General features: G+C 73.3%; 17 protein-coding genes. 6 read left to right on the top strand and 11 right to left on the bottom strand.

Going from position 1 to position 16562, the window contains the following annotated elements:
- Positions 1–48: 48 nt before the first annotated feature.
- Positions 49–408 carry an ArsC/Spx/MgsR family protein gene (locus ACIGW4_RS32215; RefSeq protein ID WP_123451595.1) on the bottom strand — a complete coding sequence of 120 codons (360 nt, stop codon included), beginning with the start codon at positions 406–408 and terminating at the stop codon, positions 49–51.
- A 148-nt stretch (positions 409–556) separates the two neighbouring features.
- On the opposite strand from ACIGW4_RS32215, the gene ACIGW4_RS32210 reads away from it, so the two are divergent.
- Positions 557–832 (top strand): hypothetical protein, encoded by a 276-nt coding sequence (locus ACIGW4_RS32210; protein ID WP_123451593.1) that lies wholly within the window; start codon positions 557–559, stop codon positions 830–832.
- 58 nt (positions 833–890) lie between these two features.
- On the opposite strand, the gene ACIGW4_RS32205 is transcribed toward ACIGW4_RS32210, so the two are convergent.
- From ACIGW4_RS32205 to glnA, 3 genes are all read right to left on the bottom strand, one after another.
- Positions 891–2084, bottom strand: coding sequence for a cytochrome P450 (locus ACIGW4_RS32205; protein ID WP_399584637.1), 1194 nt, complete (start codon positions 2082–2084; stop codon positions 891–893).
- A complete protein-coding gene (locus tag ACIGW4_RS32200) occupies positions 2084–2806 on the bottom strand; it encodes a tRNA-dependent cyclodipeptide synthase (protein WP_399584633.1) in 723 nt (240 codons plus the stop codon). The genes ACIGW4_RS32205 and ACIGW4_RS32200 overlap by 1 nt, the downstream gene beginning before the upstream one ends.
- A 353-nt stretch (positions 2807–3159) precedes the next feature.
- Positions 3160–4581, bottom strand: a complete 1422-nt coding sequence (glnA, locus tag ACIGW4_RS32195; RefSeq protein WP_123451587.1) for a type I glutamate--ammonia ligase — start codon at positions 4579–4581, stop codon at positions 3160–3162.
- A gap of 222 nt (positions 4582–4803) precedes the next feature.
- Here glnA and ACIGW4_RS32190 point away from each other — a divergent pair, with 222 nt between their 5' ends.
- Positions 4804–5271, top strand: a complete 468-nt coding sequence (locus ACIGW4_RS32190; RefSeq protein ID WP_123451585.1) for an RDD family protein — start codon at positions 4804–4806, stop codon at positions 5269–5271.
- Between the two features lie 103 nt (positions 5272–5374).
- Here the strand turns inward: ACIGW4_RS32190 and ACIGW4_RS32185 are convergent, their stop codons facing one another.
- The 4 genes from ACIGW4_RS32185 to lipB all read right to left on the bottom strand — a co-directional run bounded on the left by ACIGW4_RS32185 (position 5375) and on the right by lipB (position 8475).
- Positions 5375–6079 carry a DUF4191 domain-containing protein gene (locus tag ACIGW4_RS32185; RefSeq protein WP_123451583.1) on the bottom strand — a complete coding sequence of 235 codons (705 nt, stop codon included), beginning with the start codon at positions 6077–6079 and terminating at the stop codon, positions 5375–5377.
- A gap of 10 nt (positions 6080–6089) precedes the next feature.
- Positions 6090–6305 carry a hypothetical protein gene (locus ACIGW4_RS32180; RefSeq protein ID WP_030691846.1) on the bottom strand — a complete coding sequence of 72 codons (216 nt, stop codon included), beginning with the start codon at positions 6303–6305 and terminating at the stop codon, positions 6090–6092.
- 275 nt (positions 6306–6580) lie between these two features.
- Positions 6581–7549: a lipoyl synthase gene (gene lipA, locus ACIGW4_RS32175; RefSeq protein WP_123451582.1), complete on the bottom strand. Its 969-nt coding sequence runs from the start codon at positions 7547–7549 to the stop codon at positions 6581–6583.
- Positions 7550–7653: 104 nt separating this feature from the next.
- Entirely contained in the window at positions 7654–8475 is an 822-nt protein-coding gene (gene lipB, locus ACIGW4_RS32170; protein ID WP_398710872.1) for a lipoyl(octanoyl) transferase LipB, read from the bottom strand.
- A 288-nt stretch (positions 8476–8763) separates the two neighbouring features.
- Here lipB and ACIGW4_RS32165 point away from each other — a divergent pair, with 288 nt between their 5' ends.
- Entirely contained in the window at positions 8764–10245 is a 1482-nt protein-coding gene (locus ACIGW4_RS32165) for a regulator (protein ID WP_398710873.1), read from the top strand.
- 744 nt (positions 10246–10989) lie between these two features.
- Here ACIGW4_RS32165 and ACIGW4_RS32160 read toward each other — a convergent pair.
- Together ACIGW4_RS32160 and ACIGW4_RS32155 are read right to left on the bottom strand one after the other, a co-directional pair.
- Positions 10990–12348: an FAD-dependent oxidoreductase gene (locus ACIGW4_RS32160; protein ID WP_399584630.1), complete on the bottom strand. Its 1359-nt coding sequence runs from the start codon at positions 12346–12348 to the stop codon at positions 10990–10992.
- Between the two features lie 189 nt (positions 12349–12537).
- The gene (locus ACIGW4_RS32155; protein ID WP_359590152.1) at positions 12538–13458 is read right to left on the bottom strand and encodes a TIGR01777 family oxidoreductase; all 921 of its coding nucleotides are present in this window, start codon (positions 13456–13458) and stop codon (positions 12538–12540) included.
- A gap of 39 nt (positions 13459–13497) precedes the next feature.
- Between ACIGW4_RS32155 and ACIGW4_RS32150 the strand changes: the two genes are divergently transcribed.
- Positions 13498–13995 carry a GNAT family N-acetyltransferase gene (locus tag ACIGW4_RS32150; RefSeq protein ID WP_399584626.1) on the top strand — a complete coding sequence of 166 codons (498 nt, stop codon included), beginning with the start codon at positions 13498–13500 and terminating at the stop codon, positions 13993–13995.
- Between the two features lie 146 nt (positions 13996–14141).
- Here ACIGW4_RS32150 and ACIGW4_RS32145 read toward each other — a convergent pair whose 3' ends face one another.
- Entirely contained in the window at positions 14142–14831 is a 690-nt protein-coding gene (locus ACIGW4_RS32145; protein WP_399584622.1) for a TetR/AcrR family transcriptional regulator, read from the bottom strand.
- Between the two features lie 83 nt (positions 14832–14914).
- Here ACIGW4_RS32145 and ACIGW4_RS32140 point away from each other — a divergent pair, with 83 nt between their 5' ends.
- Positions 14915–15709, top strand: coding sequence for an SDR family NAD(P)-dependent oxidoreductase (locus ACIGW4_RS32140; protein ID WP_398710878.1), 795 nt, complete (start codon positions 14915–14917; stop codon positions 15707–15709).
- On the top strand, positions 15709–16542 hold the full coding sequence (locus ACIGW4_RS32135) for an SDR family NAD(P)-dependent oxidoreductase (protein WP_123451570.1): 834 nt from the start codon (positions 15709–15711) through the stop codon (positions 16540–16542). The genes ACIGW4_RS32140 and ACIGW4_RS32135 overlap by 1 nt, the downstream gene beginning before the upstream one ends.
- The last annotated feature ends 20 nt before the right edge of the window (positions 16543–16562 follow it).

Below are 16562 nucleotides of genomic sequence, written 5' to 3'. Positions count from 1 at the left end.
CCCCGGTCCTGTCCTCGGCCCCGGCCTCGCGGGCCCCCGTCCTCGCGGTCAGCGGGAGAGCGCGTCCCGCACGGCCTCCTCGGTGCGGCCGACGACGGCCGTGCCGTCCTCCGCGGTGATGATGGGCCGCTGGATCAGCTTGGGGTGGGCGGACAGCGCCTCGATCCACCGCTCCCGGGCGGCCTCGTCCCGGGGCCACTCCTTCACGCCCAGCTCCTTGGCGATGTCCTCGCCGGTCCGCGTGATGTCCCAGGGTTCGAGCCCGAGCCGGTCGAGCACCGCCCGGATCTCCTCGGGCTTCGGCACGTCCTCCAGGTAGCGGCGCACGGTGTAGTCGGCGCCCTCCGCCTCGAGGATGTCGAGGGCGCCGCGGCACTTGGAACAGGCGGGATTGATCCAGATCTCCATGGCCCGTACGGTACCCCCCACGCATCCCTGGAACACCCCCCAAACCCCACCTGGCCAGCAGCGATTGTCAGTGGGGGTCTCTAAAATGGGGGGTGAAGGTGAGGGTCCCGAGGAGGGCCCGCGCCTACCGTTCGCCAGGAGGTAGCCCATGGCTCTCGCCGTGATCCGGACACCGTCCATCGAACCCTGGAAGCCGCTCGAGAAGAAGCCGCTCCCCGCGGGCCGCCCCCGCGAGTGGTACGTGTCCCACAACCGCCGACTGAAGGCCATGCGCCTCGCGATCGCGATGCTCGACGCCGGGGTCTACGTCCCGTCGAAGGCGACGAACGACGCGATAAGCGCGACCGCCGCCGACATCGGCATCCGTCCGCCCTCCGACACCACGTGCCGCATGGTCCGCGCCCTGATCCGCTACGGCCGCTGACACCGGTGGGGCGCTGCCCGGCCCGGGGCCGGGCAGCGCCGTCGTCGGATTCCGCCCGCTACCAGGCCACCGGCAGCCGCTCGGGGAGCCGCTTCATGAAGTTGGTGCGCCACACCAGCTGCTCGACCGGGACCGCGAGCCGCAGCTCCGGCAGCCGGTCGAGGAGCGTCTCCAGGGCGATCTCGGCGTGCCGCTTGCCGAGCGCCGTCGCCGGGCAGTAGTGCCGTCCGCCGCCGAAGGAGAGGTGCTCGGCGGCGTTCTCCCGGTCCGGCCGGAAGGCCAGCGGGTTCGGGAAGCGCTCCGGATCGTGATTCGCGGCCTCCACGAGCACGAGGACGAGCTCACCGGCCCGCACCTCGACCTCGCCGAGCCGCACGTCCTCCAGGGCGAGGCGCGGCAGCCCGTCGCCGATCGACAGGTTGACCCGCAGCAGCTCGTCCATCGCCCCGGCGACCCCGGGCCCGCCGCCGGCGGTCAGCGCCTCCCGTACGTCCGGCCGGGTCAGCACCGACACCAGCGCCATCGTCAGGAACCCGGCGGTGGAGATCACCCCCGCCCCGAACAGCGTCACGCCCACCGTCGCCAGCATCTCGTCCGGCAGGTGTGCGTAGTCGGGGTCCTCGCGCAGCGCCGCGAGCTCCGCCATCAGCCCGCCGGTCGCCGGATCGTCGAGCCGCTCCGTCATGTACGCGATGTCCCGGTCCCAGTTGAGCCGGGCCGCCTCGATCTCGCGCGGCGCGTTCATGAAGGCCACGTCCAGACTGCGCAGCAGCCGCGGCCCGTCCTCCTCCGGGATGCCCAGCATCCGGCAGTGCAGCCCCGACGAGTACGGGTCGGTGTAGGCGCCCCGCAGCTCCCCGGGCGCCCCTTCGGCGACCAGCGCGTCCACCAGGGCCCCGGCCCGCGCCCGCAGCCACTCCTCCAGGCCGGGCGTCTTCGGGTTGATCGCCTTCATGACGGCCTTGCGCAGCCCGGCGCCGGTGATGTTGCCCATGTTGTTCACCACGTGCGGCGGGATCGTCAGCGCGTACTGTCGGGGCGCCCCCGGCGCCGAGGTGTCCTTCAGGCTGAACCTCGGGTCCTCCAGGACCTGCCGGCACAGCTCGTACGAGGAGACCAGCCAGGCCTCGGCCCCGGCGATCGTGCGGACCTTCCGCACCGGCTCGGCGCGCAGCCCGGCGACCTCGGCGGGCAGCCGGGTCCCGTCCCAGTCGAAGGGGAAGGCCGGCAGGTTCTCGACGGCGACGCTCATCACGCGGCTCCTTCGACGGTGGTCTCGACGGGGGTGAGGATGCCGTGGCCCTGGTTGCGTGAGGCCCGGAGCCCGGACCCCCGCCCGTACAGCAGATCGGCCAGGGGCAGGGCCTGGTGGTAGCAGTTGAGCGAGGACGGCACGCCGAGGATCGCGGGCGTGTCCAGGAACAGCGGCACCTCGGCGCAGATGTACGCCCGGCACACCTCCCGCTGCCGTTCGTCCGTCCGCTGTCCCGGCGCCAGCTTCCCGGCCAGGAAGATCCCGGTCAGCGCGTCGCAGGTCTCCCGCACCACGGGATCCGCCGCCACCGCGTCGAGCACCGTGCGGTGCAGCTCGCGGTAGGCCGGGACGTCCCCGAAATCCGACATCCCGCGGGCCCGGACCCGCGTGCCGGCGGGATCGGCCTCGGCCACGGCCGCCCCGACCTTCGCCCGTACCCCCCGCAGGTTCTTGACGGCCTTCCGCCGCGCCTCGTCGGCCCCGTACCCCAGCGCCTCGTACATGTCGGCGACATGCAGATCGGTGTAGACGAGATCGACCTGTTCGAAGTGGTCCAAGCCCCAGCGCGTCAGCTCGCGCAGCCGCTGGGCGGTGAAATAACTGTTCCCCGGGGAGACGCCGATGACCACGTGCGCGCCCTCGTCGGCGATGACGCGGCAGTGATCGGTGTACGGCTGGAGTCGGAGCGTCTCTGCAGGGGCGAAAGCCGCCTGAGTCACGTAGGCAGTCCTCATCGCGCCAGCTAGTCCCAGCGGAGCCCTGTGCTCCGGGTGTGGCGGCAGCGACGACGACACGCTATCGATCAGTCGCGGAGAGTGAACCCCCTACCCGTAGGTACGGACGGGAGTTCGTCAGCTGTTCACATCTCCGTGATCTTGGCTGGAAACGGCGGGACGCCGCGCGGCATCCCCGTGAGGTGCTCCCGCCCCGTGAGGTGCTCCCGTGAGGTGCTCCCGCCCCGTGAGGTGCTCCCGCGAGGAGCGGCTCCGGCCAAGGCGGCGGCTCCGGCCAAGGCGAAGGCCGCCGGCCCGGAGTTCCGGGCCGGCGGCCTTCGTCACGTGCGATCCGCGGTTTAGAGGTCGAAGTACAGCTCGAACTCGTGCGGGTGCGGGCGCAGCTGGATCGGGGCGATCTCGTGGGTGCGCTTGTAGTCGATCCAGGTCTCGATCAGGTCGGAGGTGAAGACGCCGCCGGCCTGGAGGTACTCGTTGTCGGCCTCGAGGGCCTTGAGGACGGCCTCCAGGTTGGTCGGGACCTGCTGGACGTTGGCGTGCTCCTCGGGAGCGAGCTCGTACAGGTCCTTGTCGATCGGCTCCGCCGGCTCGATCTTGTTCTTGATGCCGTCGAGGCCCGCGAGGAGCAGCGCCGAGAAGGCGAGGTACGGGTTCGAGGACGGGTCCGGCGCGCGGAACTCGACGCGCTTGGCCTTCGGGTTCGAGCCCGTGATCGGGATGCGCATGGCGGCGGAGCGGTTGCGCTGCGAGTACACCATGTTGACCGGGGCCTCGAAGCCCGGCACCAGGCGGTGGTACGAGTTCACCGTCGGGTTGGTGAAGGCGAGCAGCGACGGGGCGTGCTTGAGGATGCCGCCGATGTAGTAGCGGGCGGTGTCCGAGAGGCCCGCGTAGCCCGTCTCGTCGTAGAACAGCGGCTCGCCGTTCGACCACAGCGACTGGTGGACGTGCATGCCCGAGCCGTTGTCGCCGAAGATCGGCTTCGGCATGAAGGTCGCGGTCTTGCCGTTGCGCCAGGCGACGTTCTTGATGATGTACTTGAACAGCATCAGGTCGTCGGCCGAGGCGAGCAGCGTGTTGAACTTGTAGTTGATCTCCGCCTGGCCGGCGGTGCCGACCTCGTGGTGCTGGCGCTCGACCTGGAGGCCGACGTTCTCCAGCTCCAGGGACATCTCCGAGCGCAGGTCGGCGAAGTGGTCGACCGGCGGGGCCGGGAAGTAGCCGCCCTTGTAGCGGACCTTGTAGCCGCGGTTGTTCTCCTCCGCACCGGTGTTCCAGGCGCCGGCCTCGGAGTCGATGTGGTAGAAGCCCTGGTTCGCCGAGGTCTCGAAGCGCACCGAGTCGAAGACGTAGAACTCGGCCTCGGGGCCGAAGTAGGCGGTGTCGGCGATGCCGGTGGAGGCGAGGTACGCCTCGGCCTTCTTCGCGATGTTCCGCGGGTCGCGGCTGTAGGCCTCGCCCGTGATCGGGTCGTGGATGAAGAAGTTGATGTTCAGCGTCTTGTCGCGGCGGAAGGGGTCCACGCGGGCCGTCGACAGGTCGGCGCGGAGCGCCATGTCGGACTCGTGGATGGCCTGGAAGCCGCGGATCGACGAGCCGTCGAAGGCGAGCTCGTCCGCCGGGTCGAAGGCGGTCGCCGGGATCGTGAAGTGCTGCATCACGCCGGGAAGGTCGCAGAACCGGACGTCGACCATCTTGACGTCGTTGTCCTTGATGAACTTCTGGACCTCGTCGGCGTTCTGGAAGCCGTTCTGGGACATCCAACTCCTCCTACTCCCGGCCCGGGGAGGGGCGGGGTTGCAGCTCGGTCGTGCGGCCAGTGCGGTGGCACACGCTGGACCCGACCATAGGCAGACGGGATTTCTCAAGCATGACCCATTTGTTTCGTCGAAGTTAACCGGGCCGGGTGTCGCTCCGCCTCCCCGGTCCCGTACGCCCACCCGCGCCGAAGTGATCGAAAACGGGCACAGTACCGTGGTCGGGTGGACAACAGGCAAGCACTCGGATCTTGGCTCTCCGGCCCCCGCGCGGCGGCCGAGGACGCAGGCGTCGACTTCGGCTACCGCGGTGAGCAGCTCGGGCTGCCCGAGGAGGGTCCCGGCTCGATCGCCCGTCCCGGGCGGCGCCTGGGCGCCCTCGCCGTCGACTGGGCCCTCTGCATCCTGATCGCATACGGCTTGATCACCGACGGCTACAACCAGGCGACGGGCAACTGGGCCCTGCTCATCCTGTTCGTCCTGGCCGTCCTGACGGTCGGCACCGTCGGCTCGACGCCCGGCAAGCGCCTCTTCGGCCTGCGCGTCGTCTCCGTGAACGGCGGCCGCCTCGGTCTGTTCCGGGTCGCGATCCGCTCCCTGCTCGTCTGTCTCGCCGTTCCGGCCCTCATCTGGGACCGCGACGGCCGCGGCCTCCACGACCGTCTCTCCGGCGCCGTCCAGGTCCGTATCTGACGCACGCCCACGAGAGCCGGCGTACGGCCCACGAGAGCCGGCGTACGCGTACGAGAAAGGCCCCGGACCGCGTGGTCCGGGGCCTTTCTCGTCAGGTCGGAGGTCAGCGCATCTTTCCGCCGCGCGGCATCCGCATGCCCTTCGGCATCGGACCCTTCGGCAGCGGCATGTTGCTCATCAGGTCGCCCATCGCCCGCAGCCGGTCGTTGGCCGCGGTCACCTGCGGGCCGGTGAGCACGCGGGGCATCTTGAGCATGGTCGTGCGGATCTTCTTCAGGGGCACCTGGCCCTCGCCGTCGCCGACGATGATGTCGTGCACCGGCACGTCGATCACGACGCGGTTCATCCGCTTCTTCTCGGCCGCGAGCAGGGTCTTGACCCGGTTCGGGTTGCCCTCGGCCACCAGCACGATGCCGGCCCGGCCGACCGCGCGGTGCACGACGTCCTGGCTGCGGTTCATCGCGACCGCGGGGGTCGTCGTCCAGCCGCGCCCGACGTTCTGCAGCACCGCCGCCGCCGCGCCCGGCTGGCCCTCCATCTGTCCGAAGGCCGCGCGCTCGGCGCGCCGTCCGAAGACGATGGCCGCGGCCAGGAGGCCCAGGACGAAGCCCAGGATGCCCAGGTAGACCGGATGACCGATGAGGAAGCCGATCGCGAGGAGGACACCGAGTACGCCGATGCCCACGCCCGCGACGACCAGACCGACCTTCGGGTCGGCCTTCCGGGTCATCTGGTACGTGAGGGCGATCTGCTTCAGTCGCCCGGGGTTCGCAGCGTCAGCGCTGCCCGTGTTTGCCTTCCTCGCCATGTCCAGAAGTTTACGTGGCCCGGGAAGCCCGGCCCGACGCGGCCTCCATCACGTGCTGGGCCTCCACCCGGTCCTTGGCGCGGCGGCGGTCCTCCAGGACGGAGTTCCAGGCGTTCCGTCGCGCGGTGCGCTGGCCGGCGCCCAGGAGCAGCGCCTCCACGGCCTTCAGGGCGTCGGTGACGGACGGGATCGCGGTGACGCGGACGTGCGTCGATGCGGCCGGCATGTCGGGGTCCTCCCTCGATTGCGGGTGAGACGAGGCGGGGGGTGTGAGCGGGTGGTGGCGGTGAGTGAAACCAGGCTCACAGATCGGTGTTACCAGGGCGTGACCCGGTGGTCAAACACTGATGAAACGTTGATGCGGCCAGGTGGAGGACCGGGCGGACGCCGAAGCGGCCCGGACGCCCCCGCTGAGCTGCGGGAGCGTCCGGGCCGCGCCGGATCCGGCCAGTACTGACCGGTAACTACTTGTGCGCCGATTCACACGACCTGGCGGCCGGCTCAGACCGCCTGCGTCGCGTTGTCGACCGCGCCGCGCTTCTCGATCGCCTGCTGGTACAGCCGGCCCGCGCGGTACGAGGAACGGACCAGCGGGCCCGACATCACGCCGGAGAAGCCGATCGCGTCGGCCTCCTCCTTCAGCTCCACGAACTCCTGCGGCTTGACCCAGCGCTCCACGGGGTGGTGCCGGACCGAGGGGCGCAGGTACTGCGTGATCGTGATGAGCTCGCAGCCCGCGTCGTGCAGCTGCCGGAGCGCCTCGCTGACCTCCTCGCGGGTCTCGCCCATGCCGAGGATCAGGTTCGACTTCGTGACCAGACCGTAGTCGCGGGCCCGGGTGATGACGTCCAGGGAGCGCTCGTAACGGAAGCCCGGACGGATCCGCTTGAAGATCCGCGGGACGGTCTCGACGTTGTGCGCGAAGACCTCCGGGCGGGAGTCGAAGACCTCCTTCAGGAGCTCCGGCACCGCGTTGAAGTCGGGGGCCAGCAGCTCGACCTTGGTGCGGCCCTCGGCGCGCTCCGCCGTCTGCTGGTGGATCTGGCGCACGGTCTCCGCGTACAGCCAGGCGCCGCCGTCCTCCAGGTCGTCGCGCGCGACGCCCGTGATGGTGGCGTAGTTCAGGTCCATCGTGACGACCGACTCGCCCACGCGGCGCGGCTCGTCACGGTCCAGCGCCTCGGGCTTGCCCGTGTCGATCTGGCAGAAGTCGCAGCGCCGGGTGCACTGGTCACCGCCGATGAGGAAGGTCGCCTCGCGGTCCTCCCAGCACTCGAAGATGTTGGGACAGCCCGCCTCCTGGCAGACCGTGTGCAGACCCTCGCTCTTCACGAGGCCCTGCATCTTCGTGTACTCCGGACCCATCTTCGCGCGGGTCTTGATCCACTCGGGCTTGCGCTCGATGGGGGTCTGGGCGTTCCGGACCTCCAGGCGCAGCATCTTGCGTCCGTCGGGGGCGACTGCGGACACATCGGCTCCTGTAGCTTCGATTCTTCGGCGCACACCAGGGTACGCCCGTTGCTTCCATGCCTTGCTCTACGTCCGGCCAACCCGTGGCCAGAGCTCGGCATTCCTCAGGCCGAGGCGGGCTCCGACACCCGCTCCTCCGCGCGCTCGATCTCCCGCGGCTTCAGCTCCGCGTTCTCCAGTACGTCCCGCAGGTGCTTCTCCACGACCGGCAGCACCTCCTCGATCGTGACGTCCCGGCCCAGCTCGCCGGCGAGCGAGGCCACGCCCGCGTCGCGGATGCCGCACGGGATGATCCGGTCGAACCAGGTGTTGTCCGGGTTCACGTTGAGGGCGAAACCGTGCATCGTGACGCCCTTGGCGACCCGGATGCCGATCGCGGCGAGCTTCCGGTCCTCGCGGCGCTGGCCGGCGTTGGACGGGGCGTACTCGGGACCGTTCAGGCGCGGGTCGAACTCCTCGTCCGTCAGCCGCGGGTCGAAGTCGAGGGACAGCCCGCCGATCGACGGCCGCTGCTCGACCGGGTCGCCCAGGACCCACACGCCGCTGCGGCCCTCGACCCGGGAGGTCTCCACGCCGAACTCGGCGGCCGTGCGGATCAGGGCCTCCTCCAGCCGGCGCACGTGCGCGACGACGTCCACCGGGCGGGGCAGCTTCATGATCGGGTAGCCGACCAGCTGCCCTGGACCGTGCCAGGTGATCTTGCCGCCCCGGTCCACGTCCACCACCGGCGTCCCGTCCAGGGGCCGCTCGCTCTCCTGCGTGCGCCGGCCGGCCGTGTAGACCGGCGGGTGCTCCAGCAGCAGACAGGTGTCGTCGATCTCGTCGGCGAACCGCGCGGCGTGTACCTCGCGCTGCTTGTCCCAGGCCACCTGGTAGTCGACGGATTCCTCGCCGAAGCCAAGGCGGACGAATCGCAGCTCACTCACGGCCATGCCTCCTCCTGGGTGCCGGAAGCCGGGGACCGGGGATCATCCCGGGCCGGTTCGGCACCATGCGTCATTCGCGCCCATGCCACTGTACGGCGGTGCCGGGGACGGCCCTCCGGCAGGTGGACGGGGACACCTACGTCAGCGGTGCCGTCAATCCTCACACGATCGGATGAATGTGGGGCGAAGGTGGCGGTACGGGCCGTGGAGACCGCTAAATTCACGCCGTTCCATGAGGGTCCGACGGGGCTGCCGCCCGGACCCGGAAGGCAGGAGACCGCACAGCTGATGACGGAACGACCACCGCAGCGCATCCCGAACCGCCAGCTCGCCGCGCTCATCGCCGAAGCCGGGTTCTCCAACGCGGGGCTCGCCAGACGGGTCGACCAGCTCGGTCTGGAACACGGGCTCGACCTGCGGTACGACAAGACCTCCGTGACCCGCTGGCTCCGCGGTCAGCAGCCGCGCGGCACCACCCCCGCCCTCATCGCCGAGGTCTTCACCCGCCGCCTCGGCCGCCGTCTCTCCGCCCAGGACCTCGGCCTCGACGCCTGCGCGCCCGTCTACGCGGGCCTGGAGTTCGCCGCCACCCCCGAGGAGGCCGTCGACATCGTCAGCGGCCTGTGGCGCAAGGACTCCGGCAGCCACGCCGAACTCCGCAAGATCGCCTTCACCCCGGCCGGGCTCGTCGTCCCCAGCCGTGACTGGCTGATCGGCCGCGCCGACGACCGGGTCGCCCGCGGCGAGCCCGCCCCCGCGCCCCGGGCCGCCGCGGGACCCGCCGGGGCACCCCCGCACGACCACCGGGTCCCGCCCCAGGGCCGCTTCTCCGTCCCCCGCCAGCGCGGCACGGACCGGGGCCCCGGCCAGCGGGTCTCCAGCGGCGACATCGCCGCCCTCCGCTCCGTCGGCGAGCTCTTCCGCTCCCTCGACCACGCCTACGGCGGCGGCCACGCCCGCCAGGCCCTCGTCCGCTACCTGGAGCACGAGGCCGAACCCATGCTGCGCGGCACCTACGGGGAGTCCACCGGCCGCCGGCTCTTCGCCGCCGCCGCCGACCTCACCCGGCTCGCCGGCTGGACCTCGTACGACATCGCCGCCCACGGCCTCGCCCAGCGCTACTTCGTCCAGGCGCTGCGCCTCGCCCAGGCGGCCGGGGACCGGGCCTACGGCTCGTACGTGCTCCTCACCATGAGCTGCCAGGCCGTCTACCTCGGCCACGGCCGCGAGGCCGTCCAGCTCGCCCGGGTCGCCCAGCAGGGCGTCGGCCCCGCCGCCCCGCCCGTCGTCCAGGCGATGCTGCACGCGGTCGAGGGGCGCGGGCACGCCGTCCTCGGCGAGGCGCGGGCCTGCAGCGCCTCCCTCGTCCGGGCGGAACGGGCCCTGGAAGCGGCCCGGCCCGGCGACGAGGTCCCCCACTGGGCCCGCCACTTCGACGAGGCGCAGCTCGCCGACGAGCTGTGCCACTGCCACCGCGACCTCCAGCAGTACCGCCCCGCCGCGCAGCACGCGGAGCGCGCGCTCCAGCTCAAGGCGCCCGGCTACGCCCGCAGCCGGCTCTTCTGCCGGGTGGTCCTGGCCACGTCCCGGCTGGCCCTCGGCGAACTGGAGCAGGCGTGCGCGCTGGGCGCGGAGGCGGCGCAGCAGGCGTCCGAGATGCGGTCGGCCCGCGCGCTCGAATACGTCCGCGACTTCGAGCGCCGGCTGGAGCCGTACCGCGACGCGGCGGCGGCCCGCACGTACCGCGACCGGGTGGCCGCCTTGAACTGACCCCGCCCCGGGCCACCGGGCCCACACCTGGCAGGCCGGCGCCCGGCAGGGTGACGCCCCGCCGCCTCCCGCGCGGGCGCGCACCAGACGGGGCGGTGCCCCCACCCACCCGCCGTGCGGGCCGCACCCTGCTGCGCAGCGCCCTTCCCGCACTCCCGTGTGGGGCCCGCGCCCTGCGGGACGACGCCCCCGCCCTGCGGGACGGATCCCCCCTGCTCGTGCGGGGCCCGCGCCCGGCTGGGCGGTGCCCTCCGCCCGTGTGGGCCGCGCCCGTCGGGCCGGTTCCCACCCGCCGTGTGGGCAATCGTCCCGCTGGGGCGGGACGGGTGGGCACACGGGTCGGCGCCCTTCAGCGGCGCCTCCGCGTTCCGTGCCTGGACCCGCACCCCGTGTGCGGCGCTCTGGTGGTGACCGTTCAGGCGCGGGAGCCTAGGCCCGGCAAGGGGCGCCGTTCCGTTGTGCCCACCCGTTCCGCCCCAGCGGAACGACTGCCCACAACGGCGGCGGGCACCGCACCGCGGGCGCAGCCCACGACGGGGGCGGGGGCGCCGCCCCGGCGGACGTGCGCCCAGAACGGGGGGCGCGAAGGCGGGCACCGCGCCGGCGGGCGCAGGCCACAACGGGGGCGCAGGGGTGGGCGCCGCCCCGCGGGCGCGCCCACGCAGGGGGCGCGGGGTGGCGGCCCAGCGGGTGCGCCCAGGACGGGGTGGGCGCCGCCCCGGTGGGCGCGCCCGTGGCAGGGGGTCAGGCCGCGTTGTTCGCCGGGGCCGGGCGGGGGACCTTCAGGTCCGTCAGGAGGGACTCCGCCGCCCGGTGGGCCGAGGAGAGCGCGCCCTGGGGCGTGCCGACCTCCCGGTGGTCCCCGCACACGTACAGCCCGGCCAGCAGCCGGACCGAGCGGCGGGCGTCGTGCGGCGGCGGCATCGAGGGGACCGCCGCCGGCGTGTGGTGGAGGGCCAGCAGCTCCCAGTCGTCCGTGGACGTGCCGTACAACGTGGCCAGGTGCTTGCGCACCCGCCGCTCCGTGTCGTCCGGCGGCGCCCCGAGCACCGTCGAGGTGATGAGGGCCCGCCCGGCCGGCGCCCGGGACGGGTCGACCGCGCTCATGACCGCCGTGTGGGCGACCGGCCCGCCGGGGTCGGACTCCAGGAGCAGGGCGGGGTCCGCGCACGGCGCCACGGGGGCCGTGTGGTGCAGGACCGTGACGGGGTGGAAGGCGGGGACGCGCAGGCCCGGCAGCAGCTCCGCCGCCGTGCGCGCGCCCGTGGCCAGGAGGACGGAGCGGCACCCGATGACGCCGTGTTCGGCGGTCGTGACCCGGGAGACCGAGACGTCGGTGACCCGGACCCCGGTGCGGACCGTGCCCGGCGGCAGCGCCGCCGCGAGGCGCGAGGGGAGCGCCGCCGAGCCGCCCTCGGGGACGGCGGGCCGGGCGCGGGCGAAGGCCCGCAGCGCCAGGTCCGCCTGACGGCTCGACATGCCGAGGTCCGGGTCGGCGAGGAGCGCGGCGAGCAGCGGCCGCAGCACGCCCTGAACGGTCCGGGCGGGAAGACGGGCGGTGAGGGCCTCCCGGGCGGTCCGGTCGGGCCGGGCGAGCAGGCGCGCGGCCGGCGTCGCGGCGAGCCGGACGAGGGAGGCGCCGAGCCGCGCCTGGTCGAGCGAGGCGGCCGGATTGCGGGGGGCGCTCGCGAGGGCGCGCGCCATGCTGAACGCTCCCCCCACGCCACGGTGGACCCCGCCGCTCCGGTGACCGGCCGGCCGGCGCGGGTGCGGGACGCCCCACCGCGCGTACCGCCCGTCGCTGTGCACGAGCACGCCGGGGGCGAACGGGCGCAGCGCGAGCCCGGCGAGCCCCGGCGTGGCCCGGAGCTCCTCGGGCGAGAGGGTGAGCAGCGGGCCCGTCCGGTCGAGCCGGAAGCCGTCGACGAGGTCGGTGGCCAACCGGCCGCCGACCTGCGGCTCCGCCTCCAGGACGGCGACGGCGAGCCCGGCGCCGGTCAGCCGGCGCGCGGCCGCGAGCCCTGCGATCCCGGCTCCTACGATGACGACGTCGACGGCCTCCACGACGTCCCTGCGCTGTGCGCTGCTTGCGGTACTGAGCACGTGCCCCTCCCCAGGTCGGCGCGCCGGTGGGAGGCGTTATGCCCCCAACGGGCCCCCGGAATGCCCGAGTTCGCGTTCGTATCGAACAGTGGGCCTCGACGGTGGGCGTCGAGCCTAGGCAGCGCCGGGCGGGAAGTCGGCCCGCGCGCGGCGGGGTGCACGCAGCACGGGGGCGCGCGGGCGCCCGGGTCAGCGGAGCGCCGCGCGGATCGAGTCGTCGATCGTCGGGAAGGCGAAGTCGAAACCGGTCTCCAACAGGCGCCCCGGGAGCACCCGCTGACTGCCCAGCACGTCCGCCGCGAAGTCGCCGAGGGCGATCTTCAGGGCCGGCGCCGGCACCGTGAGGAGCGTGGGGCGGCGCAGAACCCGGCCCATCGCCGCCGTCACCTCGCGGTTGGTGACGGGGTCGGGGGCCGTGAGGTTCACCGGGCCCGAGAGGGAGGGGGTGTCGACGAGATGGCGCAGGGCGGCCACCTCGTCGTGGAGGGAGATGTACGACCAGTACTGGCGGCCGTCGCCCATCCGCCCGCCGAGCCCCGCGCGGAAGACGGGGAAGAGCCGCCCCCAGGCGCCGCCCTCGCGGGCGACCACCAGGCCCGTACGGGCGTAGGCGACCCGGATGCCGGCCTCCTCGGCGGGGGCGGCCGCGGCCTCCCACTCCACGCACACCGAGGGCAGGAAGCCCGTGCCGGCGGGGGCGCTCTCGTCCACCGCCCGGGTGCCGGTGTCGCCGTACCAGCCGAGCGCGGTGCCGCAGACCAGCGTCTCCGGCGGGTCGGCGAGCGAGGCGAGCGCCTGGGAGATCGCCGTCGTGCCGAGGACCCGGCTGTCCCGGATCTCCTTCTTGTACGCCTCGTTCCAGCGGCGCTCGCCGACGCCGGCGCCCGCCAGGTGGACGACGGCGTCGACGCCGACGAGCCCGGCGGCGTCCACGTACAGCCGCTTCGGGTCCCATTCGACCTCGTCGGCGGTGCGGGCGGGGCGGCGGACGAGGCGGAGGACGTCGTGGCCGTCGGCGCGCAGGGAGCGGACCAGGGCCGAGCCGATGAGACCGGAGGCGCCGGTGACGGCGACGCGCTTGCGAGTGGCGGAACGCTGCATGCCCACCATCCTGCCCTCCTCCGGCCGGTGCGTGGCACAGTGATCGTCATGACCGTGCCAGAGACGCAGATACGTACCGCAGTGCAGGACGACGACGCCGCGCTCGCGGAGCTCGACCGGACCACCTGGTCGACGCTCCACGCCGTGATGCCGGCCCCGGAGCCGGGCGCGGCCTTCTTCGACGAGCGCCATGTGCCCGGGGACTACCTCGTGGCGGAGCGCGGGGGAGCGGTCGTCGGCTACGTGCGGGTGGTGCCGCCGGCCCCGCTCGCCGCCATGGCGCACGTCCGCCAGATCCAGGGCCTCGTCGTCGCCGAGTCGGCCCGGGGCGAGGGGATCGCGCGGACGCTGCTGCGGGCCGCCATGGACCGGGCCCGGGAGCAGGGGGCCGTACGGATGACCCTGCGGGTCCTCGGCCACAACGCGCCGGCCCGCGCGCTCTACGCCTCGCTGGGCTTCGTGGTCGAGGGCGTGCTGCCGGGGGAGATGTTCCTCGACGGGAAGTACGTGGACGACGTGCTCATGGGCCGGTCGCTCCTGGGCTGACGCGCCCCGGCGCGCGCCCCATGTCACGTGTCCCACGGCGCCCCACGTGACGTGTCCCGGGGCGCGCCCCGGCACGCGCCCCGCGGCGCGCACGTGACACCACGCCCCGCGGCGCCCCCCCGTCACGCACCCCGCCACACGCCCCGTCACGCGTCCCGCAACAGCCGCATCCCGCCCATGAGTTCGCGCAGGCAGCGGACCGCGAGCGCGGCCGGGGCGCCCTCTCCGCGCTCCGGGGCGTCCGTCTCCGCCCAGCTCTCCAGGGCGATCCGGATCGCGTCGGTGGCCGCCGCCGCCGCGAGCCGTACCTCCAGCGGGTCGGCGGCCGGGCCGGCGAGCCCGGCGACGACCTCGCGCAGCCGCTCCTCGGACTCCTGGTTGACCCGGTACCAGACGGCCCGGAGGGCGGGGTCCTCGGCGGCGGCCCGCAGCAGTCCGCGCGTCCAGCGCAGGCCCTCCGCGTCCGCCCCGGTCTCCGGGGTGAGGGCTGCGGCGATCGAGCGCTCCAGGGCCTCGGGCACGCCGGCGCCCGGTTCCGTCGCGGCGAGGCGTTCCCGCCAGCGGTCGGCGCCGCCCGCGAGGAGCGGGGCGACGGCGTCCTGCTTGGAGCGGAAGTAGCGGTAGAAGGTGCGCAGGGCGACGCCGGCCCGCTGGGCGATCTCCTCGGCCGTGGTGCCGTCGGGGCCGCGCTCGGTGAAGAGCTCGGCGGCGGCGCGGGCGATGTCGAGCTGGGTGGCGGCCTTGCGGCGCTCCGTCAGCGAGGGGAGCGAAGGGGTGGGGGCCTCGGGCTTGGTGCTCACCCACGAAGCGTACGCCTGTGACCGCCGAAGATGCATGACGTGCAGGTATGGCAAAACGTGCCACTTCGGCGTACGGTGGCAGCATTCCCCGGAAAGCTTGACATCGAGAGGTTGCCGCCATGAACCAGCTGACCCGTTACGAAGGACGCCGCGCCCTCATCACCGGCGGCGGCTCCGGCATCGGCCAGGCCACCGTCCTGCGCATGCTCGCCGAGGGCGGCCGGGTCGTCGCCGCCGACATCAGCGAGGACGGCCTCAAGGACACCGTCGCCAAGGCCGGCGACACCGCCGACCGCCTCACCACCCTCGTCGTCAACATCGCCGACGAGGCCTCCGTACGGGCCGGCGTCGCCGCCGCCGTCGAGGCGCTCGGCGGCCTGGACGTCCTGGTCAACGCGGCCGGCATCCTGCGCTCCTCGCACACCCACGAGACGAGCCTGGACTCCTTCGAGCAGGTGATCCGGGTCAACCTCACCGGCACCTTCCTCATGATCCGCGAGGCCCTCCCGGCGCTCCTGGAGGGCGACGACGCCGCCGTCGTCAACTTCTCCTCCACCTCCGCGATGTTCGCCCACCCCTACATGGCGGCCTACGCGGCCAGCAAGGGCGGCATCCAGTCCATGACCCACGCGCTCGCCTCCGAGTACGCCAAGCAGGGCGTCCGCTTCACCGCCGTCCAGCCCGGCTCCATCTCCTCCGGCATGACCGACGGCTCCGGCGCCTCCAAGCAGTCCACGGGCCCCGGCCTGCCCGAGGACACCGACTGGTCCCTCTTCGGCAAGCTCGCCCCCGCCCTCGGCCAGGGCTTCGCCGGCCCCGAGACCGTCGCCGGCGTCGTCGCGATGCTCGCCTCCGAGGACGGGAAGTTCATCACCGGCACCGAGGTCCGCATCGACGGCGGGACCCACTTCTGATGACCGCCGCCGAGGTCTTCGGCGGGCGCACCGCCGTCATCACCGGCGCCTCCTCCGGGATCGGCGCCGGTCTCGCCCGGCACGCCGCCGGGCTCGGCATGAAGCTGGTCCTCGCCGACATCGCCGCCGAACGGCTCGCCGAGTTCGCCGGCGAACTGTCGGCCACCGGCGCCGAGGTCACGGCCGTCGTCACCGACGTCGCCGACCCCGCCTCGGTCGAGGCCCTCGCCGACACCGCGCACACCCGCTTCGGAGCGGTCGACCTGCTCGTCAACAACGCCGGGATCATGGCCATGGGCTACTCCTGGGAGATCCCGGCCGAGCGCTGGGACGCCATGCTCCGGATCAACATCGGCGGGTACGTCAACGGCATCCGGGCCTTCGTGCCGCGCATGCTGGAGCGCGGCGAGAAGGCCTGGGTGGTGAACGTGTCGTCCATCGGCGGCCTGCTGCCGAGCCCGCTGATGGCGCCGTACAGCGTCACCAAGTTCGGCACGCTCGCCCTCACCGAGTCGCTGCACTACGAGATGCTGATGAAGGGCGCCCCGATCCAGGTGTCCGTCGTGACCCCCGGCTCGGTCAGGAGCGAGATCTTCAGGGCCGCCAGGCCCGGAGAGACCGCCCCGCCGGAGATCGCGGCCTTCGGCGACCGGCTGCAGGCGATGGCCGACGAGCACGGACTCACGCCCGAGGAGCACGCCGCGCGGGTCTTCGAGATGGTCGCCGAGGGCAAGTACTGGGCGATCCCGCAGCCCGAGCAGCTCTTCCCGGCGCTCCAGCCGCGCACGGACATGATCCTCGGCCAGGAGAACCCCCGGCTCCAGCCGGGCTGATCCGTGCGGGTCCCGGGGGC

Origin of the sequence: Streptomyces sp. NPDC053513 (assembly GCF_044544765.1) — a bacterium.
GTDB classification, from domain to species: domain Bacteria; phylum Actinomycetota; class Actinomycetes; order Streptomycetales; family Streptomycetaceae; genus Streptomyces; species Streptomyces litmocidini.
Note: the sequence above shows the minus strand (reverse complement) of the source record. Positions and strands in the feature narration are given on the sequence as shown.

Excerpts from the sequence above, each read along its gene's own strand:
- ACIGW4_RS32215 (WP_123451595.1), bottom strand. The coding sequence starts at position 408 with ATGGAGATCTGGATCAATCCCGCCTGTTCCAAGTGCCGCGGCGCCCTC.
- ACIGW4_RS32210 (WP_123451593.1), top strand. The coding sequence starts at position 557 with ATGGCTCTCGCCGTGATCCGGACACCGTCCATCGAACCCTGGAAGCCG.
- ACIGW4_RS32205 (WP_399584637.1), bottom strand. The coding sequence starts at position 2,084 with ATGAGCGTCGCCGTCGAGAACCTGCCGGCCTTCCCCTTCGACTGGGAC.
- glnA (WP_123451587.1), bottom strand. The coding sequence starts at position 4,581 with ATGTCCCAGAACGGCTTCCAGAACGCCGACGAGGTCCAGAAGTTCATC.
- ACIGW4_RS32185 (WP_123451583.1), bottom strand. The coding sequence starts at position 6,079 with ATGGCGAGGAAGGCAAACACGGGCAGCGCTGACGCTGCGAACCCCGGG.
- ACIGW4_RS32180 (WP_030691846.1), bottom strand. The coding sequence starts at position 6,305 with ATGCCGGCCGCATCGACGCACGTCCGCGTCACCGCGATCCCGTCCGTC.
- ACIGW4_RS32165 (WP_398710873.1), top strand. The coding sequence starts at position 8,764 with ATGACGGAACGACCACCGCAGCGCATCCCGAACCGCCAGCTCGCCGCG.
- ACIGW4_RS32155 (WP_359590152.1), bottom strand. The coding sequence starts at position 13,458 with ATGGTGGGCATGCAGCGTTCCGCCACTCGCAAGCGCGTCGCCGTCACC.
- ACIGW4_RS32150 (WP_399584626.1), top strand. The coding sequence starts at position 13,498 with ATGACCGTGCCAGAGACGCAGATACGTACCGCAGTGCAGGACGACGAC.
- ACIGW4_RS32145 (WP_399584622.1), bottom strand. The coding sequence starts at position 14,831 with ATGCATCTTCGGCGGTCACAGGCGTACGCTTCGTGGGTGAGCACCAAG.
- ACIGW4_RS32140 (WP_398710878.1), top strand. The coding sequence starts at position 14,915 with ATGAACCAGCTGACCCGTTACGAAGGACGCCGCGCCCTCATCACCGGC.
- ACIGW4_RS32135 (WP_123451570.1), top strand. The coding sequence starts at position 15,709 with ATGACCGCCGCCGAGGTCTTCGGCGGGCGCACCGCCGTCATCACCGGC.